The organism is Cochleicola gelatinilyticus (assembly GCF_001637325.1).
Taxonomy (GTDB): Bacteria; Bacteroidota; Bacteroidia; order Flavobacteriales; family Flavobacteriaceae; genus Cochleicola; species Cochleicola gelatinilyticus.
In genome coordinates this window covers 546,257-570,478 of record NZ_LRXL01000026.1, presented here as the reverse complement: position 1 = coordinate 570,478, position 24,222 = coordinate 546,257, and the positions used below count along the sequence as shown (strand labels likewise).

29 protein-coding genes are annotated in these 24,222 nt (G+C 38.0%); 21 read left to right on the top strand and 8 right to left on the bottom strand.

Annotation, left to right across the window (positions count from 1 at the left end; genetic code table 11):
- Positions 1 to 78 precede the first annotated feature (78 nt).
- Together ULVI_RS04650 and ULVI_RS04645 are read left to right on the top strand one after the other, a co-directional pair.
- Positions 79 to 999 carry a hypothetical protein gene (locus ULVI_RS04650; RefSeq protein WP_068590232.1) on the top strand — a complete coding sequence of 307 codons (921 nt, stop codon included), beginning with the start codon at positions 79 to 81 and terminating at the stop codon, positions 997 to 999.
- An 89-nt stretch (positions 1,000 to 1,088) separates the two neighbouring features.
- Positions 1,089 to 1,592, top strand: coding sequence for a hypothetical protein (locus ULVI_RS04645; RefSeq protein ID WP_068590230.1), 504 nt, complete (start codon positions 1,089 to 1,091; stop codon positions 1,590 to 1,592).
- A gap of 34 nt (positions 1,593 to 1,626) precedes the next feature.
- On the opposite strand, the gene ULVI_RS04640 is transcribed toward ULVI_RS04645, so the two are convergent.
- Together ULVI_RS04640 and ULVI_RS04635 are read right to left on the bottom strand one after the other, a co-directional pair.
- On the bottom strand, positions 1,627 to 2,178 hold the full coding sequence (locus ULVI_RS04640) for a GNAT family N-acetyltransferase (protein ID WP_068590228.1): 552 nt from the start codon (positions 2,176 to 2,178) through the stop codon (positions 1,627 to 1,629).
- A 35-nt stretch (positions 2,179 to 2,213) separates the two neighbouring features.
- A complete protein-coding gene (locus ULVI_RS04635; protein ID WP_068590226.1) occupies positions 2,214 to 2,651 on the bottom strand; it encodes an MgtC/SapB family protein in 438 nt (145 codons plus the stop codon).
- 176 nt (positions 2,652 to 2,827) lie between these two features.
- Between ULVI_RS04635 and ULVI_RS04630 the strand changes: the two genes are divergently transcribed.
- From ULVI_RS04630 to bioA, 4 genes are read left to right on the top strand one after another with little or no spacing between them, the layout of a single operon-like run.
- Positions 2,828 to 3,976, top strand: coding sequence for an aminotransferase class I/II-fold pyridoxal phosphate-dependent enzyme (locus tag ULVI_RS04630; protein WP_068590224.1), 1,149 nt, complete (start codon positions 2,828 to 2,830; stop codon positions 3,974 to 3,976).
- Complete coding sequence (locus tag ULVI_RS04625) at positions 3,973 to 4,389, top strand: putative signal transducing protein (RefSeq protein WP_068590223.1); 417 nt, start codon at positions 3,973 to 3,975, stop codon at positions 4,387 to 4,389. Before ULVI_RS04630 ends, ULVI_RS04625 begins: the two co-directional genes overlap by 4 nt.
- A complete protein-coding gene (gene bioD / locus ULVI_RS04620) occupies positions 4,340 to 5,002 on the top strand; it encodes a dethiobiotin synthase (RefSeq protein WP_068590220.1) in 663 nt (220 codons plus the stop codon). Before ULVI_RS04625 ends, bioD begins: the two co-directional genes overlap by 50 nt.
- Before the next feature lie 34 nt (positions 5,003 to 5,036).
- Positions 5,037 to 6,308 (top strand): adenosylmethionine--8-amino-7-oxononanoate transaminase, encoded by a 1,272-nt coding sequence (gene bioA, locus ULVI_RS04615; protein WP_068590219.1) that lies wholly within the window; start codon positions 5,037 to 5,039, stop codon positions 6,306 to 6,308.
- Here the strand turns inward: bioA and ULVI_RS04610 are convergent.
- Entirely contained in the window at positions 6,294 to 6,734 is a 441-nt protein-coding gene (locus ULVI_RS04610; RefSeq protein WP_068590217.1) for a cytochrome c oxidase assembly factor Coa1 family protein, read from the bottom strand. The genes bioA and ULVI_RS04610 overlap by 15 nt on opposite strands.
- Positions 6,735 to 6,786: 52 nt before the next feature.
- Here ULVI_RS04610 and ULVI_RS04605 point away from each other — a divergent pair, with 52 nt between their 5' ends.
- The 4 genes from ULVI_RS04605 to ULVI_RS04590 all read left to right on the top strand — a co-directional run bounded on the left by ULVI_RS04605 (position 6,787) and on the right by ULVI_RS04590 (position 10,651).
- A complete protein-coding gene (locus tag ULVI_RS04605; RefSeq protein ID WP_068590215.1) occupies positions 6,787 to 7,944 on the top strand; it encodes a beta-ketoacyl synthase N-terminal-like domain-containing protein in 1,158 nt (385 codons plus the stop codon).
- Between the two features lie 160 nt (positions 7,945 to 8,104).
- Positions 8,105 to 9,196 carry a biotin synthase BioB gene (gene bioB, locus ULVI_RS04600; protein WP_068590213.1) on the top strand — a complete coding sequence of 364 codons (1,092 nt, stop codon included), beginning with the start codon at positions 8,105 to 8,107 and terminating at the stop codon, positions 9,194 to 9,196.
- A 60-nt stretch (positions 9,197 to 9,256) separates the two neighbouring features.
- On the top strand, positions 9,257 to 10,114 hold the full coding sequence (locus tag ULVI_RS04595; RefSeq protein ID WP_068590211.1) for a cupin-like domain-containing protein: 858 nt from the start codon (positions 9,257 to 9,259) through the stop codon (positions 10,112 to 10,114).
- Positions 10,115 to 10,159: 45 nt separating this feature from the next.
- Positions 10,160 to 10,651: a DUF6646 family protein gene (locus tag ULVI_RS04590; protein ID WP_068590209.1), complete on the top strand. Its 492-nt coding sequence runs from the start codon at positions 10,160 to 10,162 to the stop codon at positions 10,649 to 10,651.
- Here ULVI_RS04590 and ULVI_RS04585 read toward each other — a convergent pair.
- From ULVI_RS04585 to ULVI_RS04575, 3 genes are all read right to left on the bottom strand, one after another.
- On the bottom strand, positions 10,641 to 11,120 hold the full coding sequence (locus tag ULVI_RS04585; protein WP_068590208.1) for a regulatory protein RecX: 480 nt from the start codon (positions 11,118 to 11,120) through the stop codon (positions 10,641 to 10,643). The two genes, ULVI_RS04590 and ULVI_RS04585, sit on opposite strands and share 11 nt — an antisense overlap.
- A 216-nt stretch (positions 11,121 to 11,336) precedes the next feature.
- Positions 11,337 to 12,878, bottom strand: coding sequence for an Rne/Rng family ribonuclease (locus ULVI_RS04580; protein WP_068590206.1), 1,542 nt, complete (start codon positions 12,876 to 12,878; stop codon positions 11,337 to 11,339).
- Between the two features lie 318 nt (positions 12,879 to 13,196).
- Entirely contained in the window at positions 13,197 to 13,487 is a 291-nt protein-coding gene (locus ULVI_RS04575; RefSeq protein ID WP_068590204.1) for an HU family DNA-binding protein, read from the bottom strand.
- A gap of 128 nt (positions 13,488 to 13,615) precedes the next feature.
- On the opposite strand from ULVI_RS04575, the gene mutY reads away from it, so the two are divergent.
- From mutY to rpmA, 8 genes are all read left to right on the top strand, one after another.
- Positions 13,616 to 14,683, top strand: coding sequence for an A/G-specific adenine glycosylase (mutY, locus tag ULVI_RS04570; protein ID WP_068590202.1), 1,068 nt, complete (start codon positions 13,616 to 13,618; stop codon positions 14,681 to 14,683).
- 59 nt (positions 14,684 to 14,742) lie between these two features.
- Entirely contained in the window at positions 14,743 to 15,201 is a 459-nt protein-coding gene (locus ULVI_RS04565) for a single-stranded DNA-binding protein (RefSeq protein ID WP_068590201.1), read from the top strand.
- A gap of 20 nt (positions 15,202 to 15,221) precedes the next feature.
- The gene (locus ULVI_RS04560; protein WP_068590199.1) at positions 15,222 to 16,556 is read left to right on the top strand and encodes a gliding motility-associated protein GldE; all 1,335 of its coding nucleotides are present in this window, start codon (positions 15,222 to 15,224) and stop codon (positions 16,554 to 16,556) included.
- 1 nt (position 16,557) lies between these two features.
- Complete coding sequence (gldD, locus tag ULVI_RS04555) at positions 16,558 to 17,112, top strand: gliding motility lipoprotein GldD (protein ID WP_068590198.1); 555 nt, start codon at positions 16,558 to 16,560, stop codon at positions 17,110 to 17,112.
- A 141-nt stretch (positions 17,113 to 17,253) separates the two neighbouring features.
- A complete protein-coding gene (locus ULVI_RS04550) occupies positions 17,254 to 18,126 on the top strand; it encodes a DMT family transporter (protein WP_068590197.1) in 873 nt (290 codons plus the stop codon).
- 61 nt (positions 18,127 to 18,187) lie between these two features.
- The gene (locus ULVI_RS04545; protein WP_068590194.1) at positions 18,188 to 18,646 is read left to right on the top strand and encodes a DUF4199 domain-containing protein; all 459 of its coding nucleotides are present in this window, start codon (positions 18,188 to 18,190) and stop codon (positions 18,644 to 18,646) included.
- 135 nt (positions 18,647 to 18,781) lie between these two features.
- Positions 18,782 to 19,498: a 50S ribosomal protein L21 gene (rplU, locus tag ULVI_RS04540; RefSeq protein ID WP_068590192.1), complete on the top strand. Its 717-nt coding sequence runs from the start codon at positions 18,782 to 18,784 to the stop codon at positions 19,496 to 19,498.
- Between the two features lie 60 nt (positions 19,499 to 19,558).
- The gene (gene rpmA, locus ULVI_RS04535; protein ID WP_068590190.1) at positions 19,559 to 19,822 is read left to right on the top strand and encodes a 50S ribosomal protein L27; all 264 of its coding nucleotides are present in this window, start codon (positions 19,559 to 19,561) and stop codon (positions 19,820 to 19,822) included.
- A gap of 59 nt (positions 19,823 to 19,881) precedes the next feature.
- Here rpmA and ULVI_RS04530 read toward each other — a convergent pair whose 3' ends face one another.
- On the bottom strand, positions 19,882 to 20,523 hold the full coding sequence (locus tag ULVI_RS04530) for a transglutaminase domain-containing protein (RefSeq protein WP_068590188.1): 642 nt from the start codon (positions 20,521 to 20,523) through the stop codon (positions 19,882 to 19,884).
- A 138-nt stretch (positions 20,524 to 20,661) separates the two neighbouring features.
- Between ULVI_RS04530 and ULVI_RS04525 the strand changes: the two genes are divergently transcribed.
- Entirely contained in the window at positions 20,662 to 21,201 is a 540-nt protein-coding gene (locus ULVI_RS04525; protein ID WP_068590186.1) for a hypothetical protein, read from the top strand.
- Positions 21,202 to 21,427: 226 nt separating this feature from the next.
- On the opposite strand, the gene ahcY is transcribed toward ULVI_RS04525, so the two are convergent.
- Positions 21,428 to 22,744: an adenosylhomocysteinase gene (gene ahcY / locus ULVI_RS04520; protein WP_068590184.1), complete on the bottom strand. Its 1,317-nt coding sequence runs from the start codon at positions 22,742 to 22,744 to the stop codon at positions 21,428 to 21,430.
- Between the two features lie 119 nt (positions 22,745 to 22,863).
- Here ahcY and ULVI_RS04515 point away from each other — a divergent pair, with 119 nt between their 5' ends.
- Positions 22,864 to 23,502 carry a 4'-phosphopantetheinyl transferase family protein gene (locus tag ULVI_RS04515; RefSeq protein ID WP_068590182.1) on the top strand — a complete coding sequence of 213 codons (639 nt, stop codon included), beginning with the start codon at positions 22,864 to 22,866 and terminating at the stop codon, positions 23,500 to 23,502.
- Between the two features lie 3 nt (positions 23,503 to 23,505).
- The gene (locus ULVI_RS04510) at positions 23,506 to 24,198 is read left to right on the top strand and encodes a geranylgeranylglyceryl/heptaprenylglyceryl phosphate synthase (RefSeq protein ID WP_068590180.1); all 693 of its coding nucleotides are present in this window, start codon (positions 23,506 to 23,508) and stop codon (positions 24,196 to 24,198) included.
- Positions 24,199 to 24,222 lie beyond the last annotated feature (24 nt).

Sequence of the window (24,222 nt, the reverse complement as noted above, 5' to 3'; positions counted from 1 at the left end):
TTTTTTAGTATTTATTTTAAATTAAGTTGCGTTACATCGATTTTATGTTACTTTTAACGAAAATTTAAAATTAATCTTATGAAATATTTAGTTTACTTCGGAAGCTTAATGCTTTTATTTATCAGTTGTCAAAGAGATGCTGATGTCACTACGGTAGAACAAACTGAAGCAGCATTAGTGGCCAAAGTACTTTCTCAACAACCCTCTGTTGAGCTTAGTGAATCTTTAAACAAAGGTTTGTATAAAGGAATTTTTGCTAGTTACGACCTTGTAGATAAGGGGATGGTGTTTTTAAACCTTCAAAATGACGGAAATGTTGAAGCAGCTGTAAGGTTCGTTAAAGGAAAAAGACCAGATGCATATTTCGTAGGGAATCAAGACGTTCAAGATTCTAACACGTATCACTTTAAATCTGAACTTGGAAGTTTTACAGCTACGGTGTCTTCAGGTAACGACATACAGATAAAGCATTTTAATTTTACGGGCAGAGATCATTATATTTCAGCTTTTAAAAGTAGATCATTGGCAGACGTAACAGTTGCCTTTGGAACTTATGTAGATGATGCTGATCCTTCATTTGCCGGAAACTGGGATGCCATCCATGCAGGTTCTTTGGCCCCGGCCCCACCGGGACATTCCAACTCTAACTTGATGTTGTTAGATAAAGTAGTTATTTCGAAACAAGGAAATATGTTTACAAGCACCGATACTCCTTCAGATAATGATAGTTTTGTAGAACCTTGTTTTTATGGAAGTATGTTCCCACAAGCCTGGTTTTATGAAAGTGATAATAATAGTTATCGTGAATTTATAGGATATAATCAGACGACAACATTCGCTAACAGAATGGCAAACTGGAGTCTTTCCTACTATGTTTTAGATGGTATTTACTCTTACGATACACCAGTGTGTAACAGTAGTGAGGCTGCCGGTTATGGTAGTTGGTCTTGGGATGGAAGATCCGGGCGTCTCCGTGTTGATTCGCTTTCCGATCTTTAAAACATATTTTATAGATACCTCAAATCCCATATTTCTAATTTTTGAAATATGGGATTTTTTTATTTTATAAATTAGTGTAGTATTGGCAAATGGAATCTAAAGAGGTGTATATTTCTGAAGGCAACCGTCCTTTGTGGCAACGAATATTGGCAGCCGCTTTTTTAACTGCAGCAATTGTTTGTGTATTGGTGTTTTTCGATGTACTACAAATATCTGATTCCCTTAAAAATGCCAGGCGTAGTGCTGCAATGTTACAGCTCTTTATTATTTGTGCCTCTCAGGGAATTGCCTTTTCAGTAGTACGAGATTATCATTTTAATTTTACTGAAAAAAAATATAAAATTGAATATTGCTTAGGTCCTATACACTTTGGCACATGGAAATACTTTAGAAATTTAGAATATGTTTCAGTATTTAAGAAGGAGGATTATTATGAAATCAATCTTTGGTATAATAAAAATAAACGGTTTAATATTTCTAACACTAATGACCCTTTAGATGCTTTTGAAGCGGGAAAAGAGATCGCAAAAAAATTACAACTGGATATTATTGACGCAAGAGATCCGCATAATTCAGAAAGAATTATCTTTTAAATAATAAAGCTCTATTCGTACGAAGGTTTGCTAGCTACTGCAAATATAGTAATTCCCAATCCTGTCCACCTGAATTATATCGTGACATTAATGTAAAGCCAATGGCGCTATGTGCCTCTAGAGACCGTGAATTTGTTGCATCAACTTCAGTAATAATGGTAGTAAATTCCGGCTGAATATTTTGCAGCATATACTTGTAAAGACTTCTAAAAACTCCCTGCTTGCGATAGATTTTGTCAATACAAATTTGTCCCATTATTATATAAGAATTTTTGTTCTTTAGGGGAAGTAACCCTAGTTCGATGCTACGTTCAATTTCCTTGAACATCGGAACTAATACCGGTAGCTCATCTTTAAAATCAAGATGCATCGAAAGGGCATATCCTACAACAGTATCTCCCATTTTGGCGAGCGTATGTGCACATCGGGTATTCATTTCCTGAAGTAGCGGGAGCTCGTGTTGTACCGTGACAAAACCTTCCGTTATTTTTTCTTCGGAAGTAAGTCTGGCGGGAAGATTCCTTTTCTGAAGCTCTAGAATTTCATGTAATTCTTGGTTTGATTGTGCCTGTGAGTACGTAATCATTTTATAACCTTTCAAATTATTGTAAGAATCGCTTGTTAATTTTCTTCGGAAGCATTTTTACTAATTTTATCATCTATTTTTCCGAAGACAAAATTAATAAGTACTACGAGAACCGTTAAAATAAGAAGTTCCCAATACATTCCAAAAGCAGCTAAACTTCCTGCTCCTGCACTGCACCAAATAGTTGCCGCTGTGGTAAGACCATGCACATTTTCACCTCGTTTCATGATAGTGCCTGCTCCCAAAAATCCAACGCCAATAGCCACTTGACTAACAACACGGGTGATGTCGGTATAATCATCTCCGTAAAAACGTAATGAAATTAACACAAATACAGCCGCCCCTAAAGAGACTAGCGTATTGGTTTTTAATCCGGCATGCTTGTTTTTAAATTCACGTTCAATTCCAATTAAAAAACCGGCAGCGAGGGCACAAAGTACACGAATGGTAAATTGAAAAACATCTGCATCCATTTAATTAGGTCTTTAGTTCCTAAAATTACGAATTCAAAGTTTTGTTTTTTGTTAAAGCGTTATTAATGAATTAAAGGTGTTTTAAACACAATTAGTTGATATAATAAAAATATCGCCTTCATTTTCCAGACAGTAATGTCCCTGTATTTATACAAGAAGTGACGTATCTTTGCACAATGCTACCCAAAAAACTTAAGAAGAAATTAAACGGTCGGAAGCTTTCCAATTCACTTCGCAGTTTAAGTACATCAACGAATCGTATCGACTTTTCATCTAACGATTATCTAGGATATAGTTTTTCAAATGAAATTGGAGTAGTGGCGGATGCGTTGGTAGTCTCACACCATCTTTCGGCGCATGGCGCAACGGGTTCAAGATTGCTTACAGGTCATCACTCCCTTTTTAATGAATGTGAGAATTTTGTGGCTGCATTTCACCATGCCGAATCCGCACTTATTTTCAACAGCGGATACGACGCCAATATTGGTTTTTTTCAATCTGTACCGCAACGGGGAGATCTTATTTTTTACGATGAATACATCCATGCCTCGATACGGGATGGGATATCCATGTGTCACGCAAAATCATATAAGTTCCCGCACAACGATCTAGAAGCGCTTAAAAAGAAAGTAAAGAAAGAGCGCCAGCGAACCACTATCGAAGCGGAGGTGTACATCGTTACCGAATCTGTTTTTTCGATGGATGGAGATGCACCAGACCTTTTTGCATTATCGAATTGGTGTGCCGAGCATAATGTGCATCTTATTATAGATGAAGCTCATGCCGTGGGAGTATTTGGGAAGCATGGCAACGGACTGGTACAACATTTAGGAATAGAACAAAACGTATTTGCCCGTATTGTTACGTTTGGTAAGGCATTAGGATGTCATGGTGCAGCCATACTGGGTAGTGAAGCATTAAAACAGTACCTTATTAATTTTGCAAGAAGTTTTATCTATACCACTGCATTACCACCCTATTCGGTTGCTGCAGTCTTGGCGGGATATCAAATACTTTCTAGCTCGACAAGCCAACAGGAACAATTACATTATAATATTGCAATATTACAAAATGAAATTAAAAAGGCGGAATTGAGTGAACACTTTATTACCAGCAATTCGGCAATTCATTGTTGTAAAGTTTCCGGAAACCAAACTGTAAAGAATCTTGCGGATCACCTCCAAAAATCGGGATTCGATGTGCGTCCAATTCTTTCTCCAACTGTACCAGAAGGAAGTGAACGTCTTCGAATTTGTCTGCATAGTTTTAATACAGAAGAAGAAATCGTCTCTTTAGTTCATCACCTTAAAATCCTTTTAACATGAGTAATACATTTACAACCATAGCAACGTTTGTGTATTCTTCGGAAGCTAAGATTATTAAAGGTCGACTTGAATCTGAAGGAATTGATGCTTTCTTACAAGATGACCTTACCATCGATACCGATCCATTAGTGAGTAATGCTATTGGTGGTGTAAAACTGCGAGTCCGAACAGAAGACACAATAAAAGCAAAACATATTATTGCCTCTATCAATCCGTACTCGGTAAATGACCAAGGAGAAGATATTGAATGCCCGAATTGCAAAAGCACTAAAATTAATTACTTTACTCATATTACGAGTGTTAAAACCTTGCTGGCGTTTCTCTTCGGATTTTTGTTTGGAGGACTTCCGTTCTACACAAAATATGAGTATACTTGCGTACGTTGTAAAACAAAATTTAGTCTTGAAAAATAACACCTATTTTATAACAGGAATTTCTACCGAAGTAGGAAAAACGATCGTTTCTGCAATAATTACAGAAGCGCTTGAAGCCGATTACTGGAAGCCTATTCAAGCAGGAGAATTGGATGCCAGTGACACTCGAAAGGTACGTCAATTGGTTTCTAATACGAAGACCAAATATCACCCAACCGCATTTAATTTAGAAACACCCATGAGCCCTCATGCCGCTGCAGAAATAGACGGTGTTGCCTTAAGTGTTTCTAAAATAGAACGCCCTATTACAACTAATAATTTAGTGATTGAAGGTGCGGGAGGATTGTTAGTTCCATTAAATAGTACAGAAACGGTATCAGATCTTATTAAGCCTACAGACCGAATTGTAGTGGTATCTAGACATTATTTGGGAAGCATTAATCATACCTTATTAACGTTAAATTCGTTAGAGCAAAAAGGCTTAAATGTCTTCGGAATTATTTTTAGCGGCAAGGAACATCCAACCACCGAACGTGTGATTCGGCAAATGACCGAAGTACCAATTTTAGGCAGAATTAATGAAGAATCTTATTTCGATGCGCGTGTAATTTCGTACTATGCTAAAATGTTTCAGAAAAATTTTCGGAAATAACCAAACCTACCGCGATCTCAAATAACGTGATTTTATGAAAAACTCACTTTCACAACGGGATCAACGCCACCTTTGGCATCCCCTTACACAACATAAAAACAGCGCCCCTCCTATAGGAATTGTTCAAGCTAAAGGAGCCGTTCTGTACGATGAACAAGGGAAAGAATACCTCGACGGCATCGCTTCTTGGTACACTGCCATGTATGGTCATTGCAACGCCACCATCACTTCAAAGGTTGCCGCGCAAATGTTAAAACTCGATCAGATCGTGTTTACGGGATTTACACACGAACCGGCAGTCGAACTTTCAGAAAAACTCATGGCAATCCTACCAGAGAATCAACAAAAAATGTTCTTCAACGACAACGGATCCACAGCAGTAGAAGCCGCAATTAAAATGGCACTTCAGTTTCATCATAATAAAGGAGAAAAAAAGGACACTCTAATTGCTTTCGAAAATGGATTTCACGGAGATACTTTTGGTGCGATGAGCGTTTCGGGACTTTCCGTATATAATGGTCCGTTCGAAGATTTTTTTCTGAAAGTAGTGCGCATTCCTGCCCCACAAAAAGAAAATTCAGCCAAAGTTTTAGCAGTATTACAACAACTTATTTCTGAAAACGACTGCGCAGCTTTTGTATACGAACCGTTGGTACAAGGAGCTGCCGGAATGAAATTTCATTCTTCTGAAGGTTTAGAAGCACTTCTGAAGCTGTGTAAAGAAAACAATGTGCTAACCATCGCCGATGAAGTGATGACGGGTTTCGGTAAGACCGGGAAACACTTCGCTTCCGAATATATGGAAACTGCACCCGATATTATGTGTTTAAGTAAAGCCTTAACCGCAGGAATGATGGCGATGAGTATTACCAGTTGCACCCAAGAAGTATTTAACGCCTTTTTAGACGACGATATAAGCAAAGGTTTTTTTCATGCACATACGTATAGTGCCAACCCGTTGGCTTGTGCGGCGGCTATTGCAGGAATCGATCTGCTTACTTCCAAAGCAATTCAAAATGATAGTGTACGAATTAACGAGCAACACCTCCAATTTACTGAAAAAATTAAAGTGCACTCAAAAATTTCCGAAGTACGGGTTTTGGGCGTGATACTGGCAATCGATCTCGATGTAAAAATGGAGCGCTATGGAGATCTTCGCAACCGGTTGTTCAATCATTTTATGGAACGGGGTGTATACCTGCGTCCGTTGGGAAATACGATATACATACTTCCTCCCTTTGTAACAAGCAACAAACAGCTTGAAAGCATTTACACCGCAATTAAAGAAGTTTTAGAAATCATCTAGAGTATTGTTGGGGTTTAAAAGATCGATCACTTCATTGGTTTCAGAAAGAAACACCTCCATTTTTTCATAGGTCCACGTTTTCTCGATACCCCCACCTTCAACACGTATTACTGCCTCGCCTTTGGGACCTTTAATGGGAATCGTGATGTTTGCCGAACTATAACCATTCTCGTAATTAATACTTCCACCGTTGCTTCCATTGCTTTCAATAGGTTCTCCAATACGATTAATCACTAGTTCGTTCGATCTTACTCTTTCCATGGCATCAATATTTGCTTGAGAATCGGATAAAAGCGAAGTAACCCCAAAAAAGATACTGCCCACGAAAACAATCGCAAAAATAATTAGCGCAAGGCAACCACCTGTTGGAACTACCCATTTCCAATTTCGGTTAAACCAGCTTTTTCGTTGTATATTTTCTTCCATATTAAATCAAATCAAAAAAGAGAACCGTTATTTTTGCAGCAAATTACAAAATTTGAACCAACCTATTTCCATAACCGGAATTTCATCTGTATCTGCACTTGGAGTTACACCTCTAGAAGTCTGGAAAACCTATTGTGCGCAGCAACCTGTATTCAGTACAAAGGAGTTTGGAGATGTAGAAGCAGTAGTTTCAAAAATTACTTCAAAAGGGGAAGCCATTCTACAGCAGCTTCAGAAGGAAAAGGATGCTTATAAAAAACTAGATCGTTCGGTACTGCTCGCCATCGCTGCGGCTAAAAGTGCGTTTACTTCGGAACAGTTTCAGAAGCAACACCTTGGGATCAATATTGGTTCTTCAAGAGGGGCCACACAATTATTTGAAAATTACCATTCCGATTTTCTGAAGCATCAAAAAGTATCTGCCTATACATCACCCACCACCACATTAGGAAATATTTCTTCTTGGGTGGGGCAAGAATTAGGGATCGATGGCGTGGAAATTGGGCATTCGGTGACGTGTTCTACCGCATTACATGCCTTGTTAAATGGAGTTGCTTGGTTACAGGCAGACATGGCAGATGCCTTTATCGTAGGTGGCAGTGAAGCCGCACTAACGCCGTTTACGATGGCGCAAATGAACGCTTTAAAACTATATTCCACCTCGGAGAATGCATTGGCATGCGAATCGATGCGTTTTCCGAAGAAAAAAAACACCATGATCCTTGGGGAAGGGGCTGCGGTCGCTGTGTTGGAGAAAGGAATTTCGGAACGTACAGTCGCTGTGATAAGCGGATATGGCTATGCTTCAGAAACATTAGTTCACAATAGTTCTATTTCTGAAGATGCAAAATGTTTTCAAAAGTCTATGAAGATGGCGCTTCAAAAAGCAGGACTGGAAACCGTTGATGCTGTCGTGTTGCATGCCCCGGGAACGGTAAAAGGAGATCTTGCTGAATACAATGCGATCGAGGCATGCTTCGGAAAAAATAAACCGCTACTTACTTCGAATAAATGGATGGTAGGACATACATTTGGAGCCTCGGGAATGCTAAGTATCGAAATGGCGACGTTTATGTTAATGCATAACAGGTTCATAGAGAATCCGTTCTATGAGAATGCGGGCCATTTCCCCAAACAATTAAAACACATCTTGGTGAATGCTGTAGGATTTGGTGGAAATGCGGTGAGTATTATAATTACAAAACCATAAGAGACTCTAAACTTTTTATTTATTTTTGAAACCGGCTTGAGGATAGCAGCGACTTCTTATTACGAAACAAGAAAAGTTTATAATAAAGGTACAGCGAATCGCCTCACCTTTTACAATCCTTAAACGTTTTGAGAGGCAAGCCCCTAACCTATATAACAGTATGAGTACGATAAAACACGACTGGACCAAAGAAGAAATTTTAGCCACTTATAATAAACCGATGATGGAGTTGCTGTATGAAGCGGCAACAGTGCATCGTGAGTTTCATAATCCGAATCAGGTGCAGGTATCTACGTTGCTTTCTATAAAAACAGGGGGATGTCCCGAAGACTGTGGGTATTGTCCACAAGCGGCACGATACCATACCGATATTGAAGGTAACGATCTCATGACGGTCTCACATGTAAAAGCACAGGCACTTCGTGCAAAAGCTTCCGGGAGTTCTCGTGTGTGTATGGGGGCTGCGTGGCGAAATGTAAAAGATGGAGCAGAATTCGATCAAGTGTTAGAGATGGTACGAACCATTAATAAACTCGATATGGAAGTGTGTTGTACACTAGGAATGATCACCGAAAATCAAGCAAAGCGATTGGCAGAAGCGGGGTTGTATGCATACAATCACAATCTAGACACTTCTGAAGATTATTACAAAGATGTAATTTCAACTCGTGCCTTTCAAGATCGATTAGACACGATCGATAACGTGCGCAAAACAAATGTGACAGTGTGTAGCGGTGGAATTATCGGGATGGGCGAAAAAGTAGAGGACAGAGCCGGGATGCTCGTAGCATTGGCTTCGTTAAGTCCACAACCCGAGTCGGTGCCTATTAATGCATTAGTGGCCGTAGAAGGAACTCCGATGGAAGAAATAGAGCCCATCTCTATCTGGGAGATGATTCGAATGGTTGCTACAACACGAATTGTAATGCCACAAACACAAGTGCGTCTTTCTGCAGGTCGTACCGAGATGAGTCGTGAAGGACAAGCCATGTGTTTCTTTGCTGGAGCCAACTCGATCTTTGCTGGAGATAAACTGTTAACAACACCAAATCCCGATGTTAATGAGGATATGGAAATGTTTAAATTATTAGGACTACAGCCTATGAAGCCTTTCGTAAAGAAAGCACAACCCGAAACTGTGGAGGCTTCAGAATCTAAGCATGTACCTTTAGGTGAAAAACCGCGATGGTCACGTCCGGGACATACCATAGAACGAAACGAAGAAGCAAAGACAAAAGCATCGATAAAGTAACCTTTTCTTTAAGAAATTGTTAAGGAGAAGTTTCTTATTTTTGTTGTCTTCAATACATTTATGCAGTTACAGGAAATAGACAGAGTTAAAGAGATCACGAAGGAAGACTTCCTGAAACACTATTTCAAGCCACAAAAGCCTGTGGTTATTGAGCGTTTTATCGAAGACTGGCCTGCTTTTTCGAAATGGGATCTTGATTATATGGCAGAAGTCGCCGGGGATAAAACAGTTCCCTTGTACGACGATCGCCCCGTACATCACGAAGACGGATTTAACCAACCGCATGCTACAATGAAAATGCGTGAGTACGTCGATTTACTAAAAAGGGAACCTACGAAATACCGAATTTTTCTTTGGAATATTTTAAAGGAAGTACCGCAACTTCAGAAGGATTTTAGCTATCCCGACTTCGGATTAAAATTAATGAAAGGTTTGCCCATGATGTTTTTCGGTGGGCGAAATTCGCATACATTCATGCATTACGACATTGATCTAGCGAATATTTTTCATTTTCATTTTCACGGAAAAAAAGAAGTGATCTTGTTCGATCAGCAGCAAAATAATTATTTGTATAAAATTCCGCATTCGTTGATCGTTCGTGAGGATATCGATTTTTCCAATCCGGATTACGACAAATGGCCGGCGCTTAAAAAAGCCAAAGGTTTTAAAACCCACCTCGAACACGGAAACGTATTATACATGCCTGAAGGTTACTGGCATTATATGAAATACCTTACACCCGGATTCTCCATGAGTCTGCGCGCTATTGCCCGAAATCCAAAAAATCTTGCCAAAGCAGTTTATAATATCGTGATCATGCGACACTTTGATGGTCTCATGCGAAAGCTGAAAGGCCAGAAATGGATCGATGAGAAAAATGAACAGGCTATTGTTAATACAAATAAGCAACTGCGCTAAGATCGATTACATTTTCCGTTACCTTTATAGTAGAAATTTGGTGTTATGAAACAACTTCTATTCATTTTCTGCTTCTTTTATTTTTCCGTTTGTATTGCACAATCGTATTCCGGTAAGGGAGACGTGAAGTTTCAAGTAGGCGCTCAGTTTCAAGAAGAGGGAACAGGAATAGGCGCTTCACTAGATTTTGGTTTTGGAGAGAATATTTCTTTGGGAGTTTTTTCAAGTTATGTGCTTAACGTTGATGAAATCTTAGGAGCAGAATTTCAAGATCGATTTGAGCTGCAAGGACGCTTTAATGCACATTTGGGCAATGTACTAAATATTGATCCCAACTTCGATGTGTATCCCGGCTTGTATGTTGGACTTCGTAATTTTGGAGGTCATTTAGGGTTGCGGTATTTTTTTACATCTGGTTTTGGGGTTTTTACAGAACTGCGCGCCCCTTTTTCAAAATACAATACCGAGGCGTTAACTCCAGCCGAACAATTAAACAACCAGTTTACTATGAGTGTAGGGGCTTCTTTTAATTTGTAAGTTCCCGTACCTTGTCATACACCCAATGCGATTCCCAGCCACGATACAGTAGATAGTCGGCTAATTTTTTCTTTTTTTTCTGAAGGTTTTCTTCGGAAGCAAGTTGCTTTAAACGTTTGTCTGCAAGTTCATGAAACGTCGCAGTGTATTCGCTTTCTGGAATTTCTTTGAGCGCTGTTTTTATATTGTAGGCAGAGATCTCTCTGAATTTTAATTCACGTATAATACGATTTTTTCCCCATTTTTTGGTTCTGAATTTTCCCCGCGCAAACGCCTGCGCAAACCGGGTTTCATTTAGGTAGTTCTCTTGAAGCAAATGATTTATTATAAGATCGATTGCATCTGGAATCATGTTCATATCCCGTAACTTTTGCCGCACTTCCTTATGGCAACGCTCTTGGTAGGCACAATAGTTTTCTAATCGTGCTTGGGCTTCTGTTACAGAATAGGTTTTGTGTTGGTATTGCATAGCATTCAAAGATACTGTTTTGTGGCGTTTATTTTATTGGATCGGAATGTGGAACGAGGGAAGAACTTTTTTGCATTAGGGATTGAAGCAAGCTACCGTGTAGCGCTGAAAGCCCGACCCTTCGAAGCTTTAGCGTAGGAGGGGAATGCCCAACAATAATGCATAAAAAAACCCTCCAAAGCTCATGCTAGGGAGGGTTTAAATGTATAGTTCATCTTACTTTAATGGTTCACCATTTTTATCGTGGAAATGATATTCCAGATAGGTGTATGCATCTCGGGGTTGAATTTTCACCCACTTTTTATGCTCCATGAACCATTTGGTTCGTATCGATGGAAATCCTTTTGTTAAAAAGGCTGCTATAAAAGGATGTGCATTTAGCGTGATCTTTTTATAGTCCTTTTTAAAAAGGCGTTTTACTTCTTCATTGATGCGATCTACCACAATGATAGGTGCTTCAATTTCGCCATCTTCGCCTCCGGGGGCTTCTTCGCGTGTTTTAATATTCATTTCCGGACGCACGCGTTGGCGGGTAATTTGAATCAATCCGAATTTACTCGGAGGGAGAATTTTATGTTTTGCTCTATCTTCTTTCATTTCGTCACGAAGATAGTTGTAGAGTTTTTTTCTATTGGCAGCACTTGCCATATCGATAAAGTCTACTACAATAATTCCACCCATATCGCGCAGTCGAAGTTGTCTTGCAACATCACTTGCAGCGATCATGTTTACTTCTAGGGCCGTATCTTCTTGATTCTTAGATTTGTTACTTCGGTTCCCACTGTTTACATCGATGACGTGCATCGCTTCAGTGTGTTCAATAACTAAATAGGCTCCTTTACTTCCAGAGACTGTTTTTCCGAAAGAGGTCTTAATTTGTCGCTCGATCCCAAATTTCTCAAACATTGGGACGTTCGAATCGTACAATTTTACAATTCCTTCTTTATTGGGAGCGATCTCCGCAACATAATCTTTTATTTGCAAGTAAAGAGTTTCATCGTCGATACAGATATTTGTAAAGGAATCGTTAAAAATATCTCGAATAATAGAAGCTCCTCTGTCTAACTCGCTTAACACCTTTGAAGGATGGTGTGCTCCTCGTAGCTTTTTACACATCGCTGTCCAGCGATCCATGAGATTTTGTAAATCTCTATCCAGTTCTGCTACTTTTTTGCCTTCTGCAACGGTACGTATTATAACACCAAATCCTTTGGGTCGAATACTCATGATTAATCGTTTGAGCCTTTCCTTTTCTTCTTTCGATTCTATTTTTTGTGAAATAGATATGCGATCAGAAAAAGGAACAAGAACAATATAACGTCCGGCTATAGAAAGTTCGGAACTAATTCTTGGTCCTTTAGTAGAAATAGGCTCTTTAACGATTTGTACTAAAATAGATTGATTCGATTTCAGGGCATCATTAATACCTCCGTTTTTATCAATCTCTTTTTCGAATGGAAAATTTTTTAAAGAGAAGTCTTTAAGTTTACCAGAACTTACACTTTTTACAAATTTTAGTAGGGAAGAGACCTTGGGCCCCAGATCGTGATAGTGCAAAAATGCATCTTTTTCGTATCCTACATTTACGAAGGCAGCATTTAAGCCAGGAACCGTTTTTCGGATTTTTGCGAGATAGACATCTCCTACCGAAAACTTATTGTCCTCTTCTTCTTTATGTAATTCTAATAATTTTCCATCTTTTAGCAGGGCAAAATCAACTTCTTGTGAACTGGATCTAATAAATAATTCGTAGCTCACTTTAATTAATTTTTATCCGTCACGCTGTACACGTGACAAATGGATTAAACAATATTTCAATAACAGGTCTTATATTTATAAACCTGCTGAGACCACTTTTTCCTTTAACAATAAGGAAGGTTTGTCTCTTTTTCAAAGAACGTACTAGTAATTTCTTTAAACAAAAAAAGTAGTTGAAAAACTACTTCTTCTTGTGGCGATTCGCGCGTCTTCTTTTTTTACGTTTGTGCGTTGCAACCTTATGTCTTTTTCTTTTTTTACCACTTGGCATAGTCTATTGATTTTTAAGAAGCCCTCGGAGCACCGAGGGCGTTATTATTATTTTACTTCAACGTTTGTTTTCACTCCTTCTACAAATATCTTTGCAGGCTTAAATGCAGGGATGTTATGAGCGGGGATCTTAATAGTTGTATTTTTAGAAATATTTCTTCCAGTTTTTTCTGCTCTTTTCTTAATAATAAAACTTCCGAAACCTCTAAGGTAAACATTGTCACCACCTTCTAAAGAAGTTTTTACTTCTTCCATGAATGTTTCAACAGTAGCTTGTACGTCTCCTTTTTCCATTCCTAATTTTTCTGAAATCTTTTCAACAATATCTGCTTTCGTCATGATTAATTTTTTTAATAAGTAAATTTAGGTTTTATTTTTTTTCAAGAGGGCAAATATAACAATTTTATAATCAATTCCTCAAAGGTTAATGCGTTAAAATATAACCATATATAGCGTATTTTTGTTCTATGAACGAAAATGCCCCTTTTTTTTCTAATAAACTCATTTCGTGGTATTTAGAAAACAAACGTGAGCTTCCATGGCGAGGCACGAAAGACCCTTACTTTATTTGGCTTTCGGAAATTATGTTACAACAAACCCGCGTTGCACAAGGAATGCCCTATTATTTTAAATTTACAGAGACGTTTCCTACAGTTTTTGATCTTGCAGCAGCATCTGAAGCTGAAGTGTTAAAATTATGGCAAGGTTTGGGATATTATTCTCGTGCAAGGAACCTACATACTACAGCAAAATACATTGCGTATGAGTTAAACGGGAGGTTTCCATCTACTTATAAAGATCTAGTAGCCTTAAAAGGTGTGGGGGATTATACGGCCAGTGCTATTGCCTCTATTTGTTTTAGCCTGCCGCATGCAGTGGTCGATGGAAATGTGTATCGTGTTTTAGCACGTGTTTTTGGAATTACAACACCTATTAATGTATCTAAAGGAATTAAAGACTTTAAGGTGTTAGCACAAAAGTTACTGGAGGAATCGAACCCTGGCACATATAATCAAGCAATAATGGAGTTTGGTGCTCGGTTTTGTGTGCCTCAGAACCCAGAATGTTCGCGGTGTATTTTTAAAGATGAGTGTGTAGCGTATAATAATGGTAGCGTAAAAGAGATTCCTGTTAAACTTAAAAAGGTAAAAGTAAAAAAACGGTTTTTCAATTATCTTGTGTTTCTTTCGCCTGATAATACCACACAACTTATTCAGCGTACTCAGAAAGGAATTTGGCAGCAATTATATGAATTTCCCTTGGTGGAAACAGAGAAAGAAGTTTCGCTGGATGTATTAAAGAAGGAAACGGGTTTTAAAACTTTGGTGGCTGGAATACAGCTTCAGAGTGTGGTGTTGTATAAGGAAGATTCTGTAATACATAAATTGTCTCATCAGCATCTCTATACGCGTTTTTGGATTGTTTCAGTTTCAGAAGTAAAAAAGAATAGAGTTCCTATTTCAGAAATAAGAGACTACCCGGTACCAGTATTGATTCAAAATTTTATTTCAGAATTTTCAGCCTTTACAAATTGAAAAAGCACTATATTTAAAACACATACGCTACCTTTGTAACGAATATAAATAGCAGACAGATGAGTGGAACATTGAATAAAGTTATGCTTATTGGGCATACAGGAGATGAAGTAAAGATGCACTATTTTGAAGGTGGTGGCAGTATTGGAAGATTTCCGCTAGCCACAAACGAGACCTATACCAATCGTACTACAGGAGAAAAGGTGAGTAATACCGAATGGCATAATATTGTGGTTCGAAACAAAGGTGCTGAAATATGTGAAAAGTATTTGCATAAAGGAGATAAGGTGTATATTGAAGGGCGACTTAAAACTCGTAAATGGCAGGATGAAAAAGGGCAGGATCGATATAGTACCGAAATTCAATGTACCGATTTTACGTTTTTAACTCCTAAAACTGAAAGTGGTGCAATGCCAACCTCGAACCCATCGAATGCACAACAAAATACAAATCAGCAGTCCCAATCGCAACCGGCTTCTCAACAAGCTACCGATGACGATGATGATCTTCCTTTTTAATAGTAAATTAAAGACACATTTTGGACCTAGAACCTCCGAGTTTATTGTTTATTAACCTTATCGACATTACGCAGATCACTAGCGTGCTGTTTTTGTTGGTGTTGTTACTTTGCTCTGCATTAATTTCGGGAGCCGAAGTGGCTTTCTTTTCGCTAACTTCTACCGATTTTGAGGGGACCGACGCAGCTTCAAAAGGTTCGAAACAGTTGGAGATCGTTCAGAAATTACTTGGAAAACCAAAAAAATTACTAGCTACAATTCTAGTAGCGAACAATGCAATTAATATTGCCATTGTTCTACTGTTTGAAAGCTTGAGCAGTATTTGGTTTAAAGATTGGAACTATACTTTTAATGCCTATTTTTTTGAGATTAATGCTGTGTTTTTGGTTAAAATAGGGGTGGTTACCTTTCTTATTTTATTGTTCGGAGAAATTCTTCCAAAGATTTATGCAAACCGGAATCGTATTACTTTTGCCTCTTTTATGGCATATCCGCTAAATGTACTCGATACTTTACTAGCGCCTATTAGTATGCCTATGCGCGCGGCAACCTTATATATTCATGAGAAATTTGGAAAGCAAAAATCGAATATTAGTGTTGACCAATTATCTCAAGCGCTAGAACTTACCGACGAGCGCGACACCACACAGGAAGAACAAAAAATATTGCAGGGAATTGTTACCTTCGGAAATACCGACACAAAACAGGTAATGAAAAACCGGATGGATATTTTCGCTTTAAATGAAGCCGCTCTTTATAGCAATATCATGCCCGAGATAATAGAAAATGGGTATTCTCGAATTCCTGTGTACAAAGACAGTATCGATAACATTACTGGAATTTTATATGTAAAAGACTTAATGCCGCACATAGATCGTAAAACTTTCGATTGGACCACATTGGTGCGCAAGGCTTATTTCGTTCCAGAAAATAAAAAGCTAGATGATCTTCTGAATGAATTTAAAAACATGAAAATGCATCTTGCCATTGTTGTAGATGAATATGGTGGCACCAGCGGACTTATTTCGTTAGAAGACATTATTGAAGAAATTGTAGGAGAAATTAGTGATGAGTTCGACGATGAAGATTTGGTATTTTCCAAATTAGACGACCACACTTATGTGTTTGAAGGTAAGACACCTCTCAAGGATTTTTACAAAGTCATTAAGTTGGAAGACCCACAATTCTTCGAAGACGAGAAAGGCGACGCAGAAACACTAGCAGGGTTTCTATTAGAAATATCGAAAGGGTTTCCAAAGAAAGATGAGATAATAACTTTTCATGATTACGCGTTTACTATAGAGGCGTTCGACAATAAACGTATTAAACAAATTAAACTTTCAATTCAATCATAATATGCGCACCGGACTGCTGTTGCTTTTTATTATTTTTTTTAGTTCTTGTGAAGATGATGTGGTTATAAAACCTAATGCAATGCTTCGTTTAGAATACCCTACGCCAAGTTATGAGGAAGTCACCTCTAATTGTCCATATATTTTTAAAAAGAACAATCGTGCTACTTTAGTAAATAAACAAAATTGCGGGGTAAATATTGTATATCCTAATATGAAGGCTACAGTGTACCTTACCTATCGGCCGGTTCATAATAGGAATCTTGATTCTCTATTATATGATGCACAAAAATTAACGTATGACCATACTATTAAAGCTAAGGAGATTCCTGAAAAAGTGTTTGTAAATCCCGAGAATAAAGTCTACGGAATGTTTTACATGATTAATGGAAATGCAGCAACACAAACCCAATTCTATGTTACCGACAGTGTACAACACTTTGTAACAGGTTCGGTCTATTTTGAAACCAAGCCAAACTTCGATTCACTATATCCCGCTATTGAATATCTGCGGAACGATGTAAGACAGCTTATGGAATCTTTGGAGTGGAAGAATTAATCTGAAAATTTAAAAATGGAGATTCAAAAAATTAACGAATCTATTATTTTTTTCGTGGTATTCTAAATCGGTACTGATGTGGAAATAATTCTGAATTCTAAATTCTAAATTCAGAATTTAAATCTCATCTTTGCATCCTCTATGAAGGGACTCGATAACAAGTGGATCTATCTTGCCATTCTCTCCGTTATCTGGGGAAGCTCCTTTATACTTATTAAAAAAGCGCTTATAGGCCTAACACCGCTTCAGTTAGGAGCGTTGCGAATTATCTTTGCTGGAACTTTCTTGTTTATTATCGGATTTTCTAAACTGAAAACGATTACAAAAAGAGAGTGGAAGTGGATCATACTTTCGGGTTTTGTTGGGACTTTTATTCCAGCATTTTTATTTGCTTTTGCCGAAACTGAAATTGATAGTGCGATTGCTTCGGTGCTAAATTCTACTACCCCTATTATGACGCTTCTTTTGGGAGCATTATTATTTGCTATTACTTTTTCGAGGAATCAAATATTAGGTGTTATTATTGGGCTTTTGGGAAGTTTGTTATTAGTTTGGAGCGGTTCCGAGTTACACCCAGATCAGAATTATTGGTATAGTGGGTTGGTTATGATTGCCTCGATCTGTTATGCAGTTAATGTAAATGTTCTAAAACGATATTTACAAAATGTGTCTGCAATGACTATTACTGTAGGGCAATTTGCAATTATTTTTATTCCTGCTCTAATCGTACTTTCTTTTTCTGGTTTTTTTGAAGAAACAACACTGAGTTCTGAAAACCTCATGCCTTCTTTGGGTTTTCTTCTTATCTTAGGAGTAGTAGGAACAGGGGTGGCTAAGATTCTATTTAACAGCTTGGTGCATATGAGCACACCAGTGTTTGCGTCTTCGGTAACCTATACCATCCCTATAGTTGCATTGCTTTGGGGGTTGCTAGATGGGGAGCATTTCTCACTTATACAGATGGGAGCTGCTGTTATTATACTTATTGGAGTGCTTCTTGCAAATAAAAGTTAACAAAGTCTTTAGAGTAACTATTGTAACTATTTCGTAATTTTCATACTTAAAACCAACTACCATGTCTAAGATTTATACCCGATACGGGATTCTCATTGCCATTATTCTCATTGCATATTTTTTGCTTTCTAAATTAATAGGTCTTCACCATTATCCTGTATTTAGTGCAGCTAATGGAGTAATATTTGGTATTGGAATCTTATTAGCGATGAAGAAATATAAAGCTGATAAAAATAATTTTAAATATCAAAAAGGATTTCAGTTAGGAATTTTTACTGGAGGTTTAGCTACATTGGTCTTTACTGTTTTTATGGCGCTTTATATGTACTTGATTGACAGTGAATTTTCTGCGAACATCCTTGATTCTTGGGGTTGGAATTACGAAACAGGAACCTTAATGATTCTTATTTCGTTAGTCGTTATGGGCTTTGCTACAACCATGGTTCTTACCCTTGCCTTCATGCAATTACTAAAAAGTTCTTGGAATACGCCCGATGGAAAGCGAAACACCTTAAAATAATCACTTTAAACACTTTGCTGTTTCAGTATTAAAAATTATATTTGCAGCCCCTTATACGGATTATGTCTGGTTGAGAGGGTGCAGACCCAACTGCGATTTGGGATTTTATAAACTAATTTAATAAACGATTACGCTATGTACGCAATTGTAGAGATAGCAGGGCAGCAAGTTAAAGTTGCAAAAGATCAAAAAGTCTTTGTAAATCGTTTGTCTACTGAAGAAGGTAAAAAAGTCGAGTTCGACAATGTACTTTTAGTAGGCGACGGTGATTCAATTACTATTGGCGCCCCGGCTATAGACGGCGCTCTTATCGGAGCAAAAGTCGTGAGACACCTTAAAGGTGACAAAGTTATTGTTTTCAAAAAGAAACGAAGAAAAGGATACCGTGTGAAAAACGGTCATAGACAAGCCCTTTCTGAAATCGTAATTGAAAGCATTGCAACTTCAGGAGCTAAAAAAGCTAAAACTGAAAAGGCAGAACCAAAAAAGGAGGCTAAGAAAGCTGCACCAAAAGCAGAAACAAAAGCTGCTCCTAAAAAAGAAACCACTGCAAAAGCAGAACCAGCTAAAAAAGCCGCTCCTAAAAAAGCAGCTAAAGCCGATGATCTTAAAAAGATTGAAGGTGTTGGACCAAAAGCTGCAGAAGCAATGATTGCTGCAGGGTTAGATACCTTTGCGAAAGTAGCAAAAGCTAAACCAGAAGCGATCGCAACTATTTTAAGTGATGCGAGTTCGAGATTAGCACATCTAGTAACAGACACATGGCCAAAGCAAGCAAAGTTAGCTGCCGACGGGAAGTGGGACGAACTAGAAAAATTACAAGATAAATTAGACGGTGGTATTGAGAAGTAATCTCGAAACCATTAAAGTATAATACATCCTGCTGTAAGGCGGGACCTAAAATCAAACAAGATGGCTCACAAAAAAGGAGTTGGTAGTTCCAAGAACGGTAGAGAATCAGAATCGAAACGCTTAGGTGTTAAGATTTTTGGTGGACAAGCTGCTATCGCAGGAAATATCATTGTAAGACAAAGAGGTAATACACATCACCCTGGTGAAAATGTATATGGTGGAAAAGACCATACACTACACGCTAAAGTAGACGGTGTTGTAAAGTTTACTAAAAAGAAAGACAACAAGTCGTATGTTTCTATAGTGCCTGGCGCAGAAGCATAATTCTAATTTTCTTTTAAAATTATAACCTTCCATTGGAAACAGTGGAAGGTTTTTTGTTTTTATATCGAGGGGAGTTTTTCAAATTCAGAACGACTTATGGGATGTTTTAAGAAACTCCATTTTCTATTTTCAGGAAAGTGTGTTTTTATAAAATAGGTTGGGTCTGTCATAAACCAATACGAGGATGGTTTTCCTCCGCTTCCTTGACTTCGCGCCATGGTAATATCAAGTAAGTGCCAGTTTCCATTTATTAAAACTGCGTTCCAAGTGTGATTTGGTGTCGCTAAATTATTCTTGTTAACGGTATAGCTTTTACTAAATCCATGAATTACTTTGGTTTGAATTCCTAATTCTTTACATAGATCCCTAAATAAGAAAGCATAGCCTCCACAGAGTGCTTTCCTTTTGCTTAGTGCCCTCTGCACTACCGAAGTTTCTGAAACATATACCTCTTTCTGCATTTTACGATTGGTTCGAAGTTCGTGATCGTAGGCAATATTTTGTGCCAACCAATTATATAGTGCAAAAGCTTTCTCACGATCGGTATTGCAATATTTGGTAATAAACTCTGCTAGGTTTTTTGTAACGGATAACTTTTTATTTTTTTCTTCTATTACTTTATTTGGATGCTCTATCGTATTGCCGCCAATAACAGCACCTATCTGTGCTGTGGAGGAAATTGTAATAAAAATGGATAACATACTAATAGATAGTAAACGCATATGGAATTCGCTAAGAATGTATATTGCCTACAACGTAAAAGGTGAACTATTATTGAAAGTAATGGCTACTTCCTATATATAGTATGATAGGCACAATTTTTGATTAAAATCCGATATATGAAATATTACTACCTGTTACTTTCTTGTCTATTCTTGTCTTGTATTCCTTTACAAATTGCACCTAATTTAGAGGACGGAAAAATTTTGAAAGCAAAAAAGTTCGTCAAATCACTTGGCAATCAATATGTGTATGCTTTTACCGATCCTAAGGAAGCGAACGAATTCTACAAGTATGTGAATGCTAAATACCAGATCACTTATGATGATGATTTAGGTAATATTCCTGTCACTATAGATACTGAAACCTATTACTTAACATTCTATGAGGCAGATAAACAGACCAAAACTTTAAATCTAGTGCCTTTGGTTGTTGATGCTGCCCTAGATAGTCAAGGTTACGGTTCCACCTTTGATGATGTATATGTAAGTAGGTCGGGAACTTGGTACATTGTACTCACGGTAACTGATGAAGCACTTAGCGATGCACTCCATCCTAACTACAAAAACAGCAGAGCAGTAACCAATTATGTAAATTTGCTTCGGAAAGAATACATAACCACGACCGATTATATCGAGGTGTATTTTAAAAGTGAATAGTTTTACGCTTAGTTACCATTTTGCAATAGCGATTGCAGTGGTAGCTTTTGTAAAACTGAAACCTATGGTTTTACAAAACTATAAACGGAAAGCGCGGACGGTAGTGGCGCGTAGCAAAACAACCGTATTGTCCTAACTAAAAAAGCCCTCGCAATAAATGCAAGGGCTTTTTTTTACAATTTTAGATTGACGAATTGTGAATCTAAAAACTGTTTTCTAAAACCGATTAGTATCTGTAGTATTCAGGTTTGAATGGTCCTTCTACTTCAACGCCAATATATTCGGCTTGTTCTGGACGTAATTCTGTTAATTCTACACCAATTTTTTCTAAGTGTAATTTTGCTACTTTTTCATCTAAATGTTTTGGAAGCATATACACTTCGTTTTCATATTTATCGCTGTGTTTCCACAATTCGATTTGTGCTAACGTTTGGTTGGTAAATGAGTTACTCATTACAAAACTTGGGTGTCCCGTTGCGCAACCAAGGTTTACCAAACGTCCTTCAGCTAATAAAATGATGTCTTTTCCGTCTATAGTGTATTTATCTACCTGAGGTTTAATTTCAGATTTAGTGTCTCCGTAATTGTCGTTTAACCATGCTACAGCAATCTCGTTATCGAAGTGTCCAATGTTGCATACGATGGTTTTGTCTTTCATTGCTTGAAAGTGTTTTCCTTGTACGATGTCTTTGTTTCCAGTTGTTGTAATAACGATATCTGCATTTCCAACCACAGTTTCTAATTTCTTTACTTCAAAACCGTCCATTGCAGCTTGTAACGCACAGATTGGGTCGATTTCGGTTACTGTTACGATAGAGCCAGCTCCTTTAAAGGATGCGGCAGTTCCTTTACCTACATCACCATATCCACAAACAACAACACGTTTTCCAGCCAACATTACATCGGTTGCACGGCGAATGGCATCTACTGCACTCTCACGACACCCGTATTTGTTGTCGAATTTAGATTTTGTAACACTATCGTTAATGTTAATAGCTGGCATAGGAAGTGTTCCTTTTTTTACCCGCTCGTATAAACGATGTACTCCAGTAGTTGTTTCCTCACTTAAACCTTTAATACCATCGGCAAGTTCAGGATATTTGTCTAATACCATATTGGTAAGGTCTCCACCATCATCAAGAATCATGTTTAATGGCTTGCGATCTTCTCCAAAGAAAAGAGTTTGCTCGATACACCAGTTAAATTCTTCTTCGGTTAATCCTTTCCATGCATAAACAGCAACTCCGGCTTCAGCCATTGCAGCAGCAGCTTGATCTTGTGTAGAAAAAATATTACATGAACTCCAAGTAACTTCAGCTCCCAAAGAAATCAGCGTTTCAATTAAAACAGCCGTTTGAATCGTCATGTGCAAACATCCTGCAATACGTGCTCCTTTAAGCGGTTGCTCATTTTTGTACTCTTCTCGAAGAGACATAAGCCCGGGCATTTCTGCTTCAGCTAATTCTATTTCTTTACGTCCCCATCCTGCTAGGGAAATATCTTTTACTTTATACGCTGTGTACGGTACTGTTTTCGTTGACATAAATTTTATTTTTATTCCCGCAGAGGCGGAAAACTCGTTGTTAATTCCTTATTTTTAATTCTGAAAATCTTTAAGGGTTTTTTCAGACCGCAAAAGTACGAAATCTCTATTAAAACCGTATGCCACTTTACAAAACTATAACAGTTTCACCAACGACTAAAGTCCTCATTTGGAAGATAGAAGAATCTTTTGAAGCACTTTCGGAAGGAATCTCACTTACCGAGCATTGTAACCAGCGGGTAATGGGTATGAAAAGCGACTTACACAAACGTGGATTTATGAGTGTGCGACATTTATTAGCGGCAGAAGGATATATCGATCATGATTTGTATTATGATGAAAATGGAAAGCCTCATTTAAAAGATGATAAGCACATCTCTATTACACATTCTTATATTTTTTCTGCAATTATAGTAAGCGATCAGGAAGTAGGGATCGATATAGAAAAACAACGCTCTAAGATTCTCCGGATTGCCCATAAGTTTACTCCCATAGAAGAATACAGAACATTGGCAAACGACGACGCGGTAATGCGTAAATTGACTTTTGTTTGGTGTGCGAAAGAATCGTTGTATAAAAGCTTTGCCTGTCCCGGTGTAAGTTTTTTACAACATATTTATGTCGAAGATTTTAGACTTGATGAATTGGTTACTACATCGACTGTCACTTACGATGAAAAAAGAACGACTTACAATGTTTATTTTTTAGAATTTGATGAATTTACTTGCGCTTATGCGTTACTGAATGCGAACGATTAAGGGATGGGAGTGTATTATACTGAATTTCTTCGGAAGGTTTCTCAGGGAAATAAAGGATTGGCGATCCTCATCGATCCCGAAAAGTTTAGGGTCAACGAAACTGCGTTATTTCTGAAGAAAATTCCCAAAGAAACTACCCATCTTTTTGTTGGTGGAAGTACCGTGCACAATGGGGAAACAAAAGCGGTGGTAACTGCACTGAAACAACATACCAATCTTCCCGTTATTTTATTCCCTGGAGATCACTCACAAATTACGCCAGAAGCCGATGCCCTTTTATTTTTATCGTTGCTTTCGGGAAGAAATGCAGAATACTTAGTGGGACAACAAGTAAAAAGCATAGCTAGATTAAAGGAATGGGAACTGGAAATAATACCTACAGGATACTTATTAATAGATGGTGGTAATGAATCTGCAGTCGCACGAGTAAGCGATACGCAACCTATGCCACAGGAAGACATTGAACTCATCGTGCATACAGCACTGGCAGGGGAATATATGGGTGCAAAAGTTATTTATCTTGAAGCTGGAAGCGGAGCGCTTACCCCAGTATCTTTCACCGTTATAAAAACAGTAGTAGGCGCAGTTTCAATTCCCGTAATTGTAGGTGGTGGTATCCGCACCGAAACTCAAAAACAAGAAGCGTATAACGCAGGAGCAGCTATGGTGGTAATTGGCACTGCCTTTGAAGAGTAAGAGAGTGTAAATCCTATTTATGCA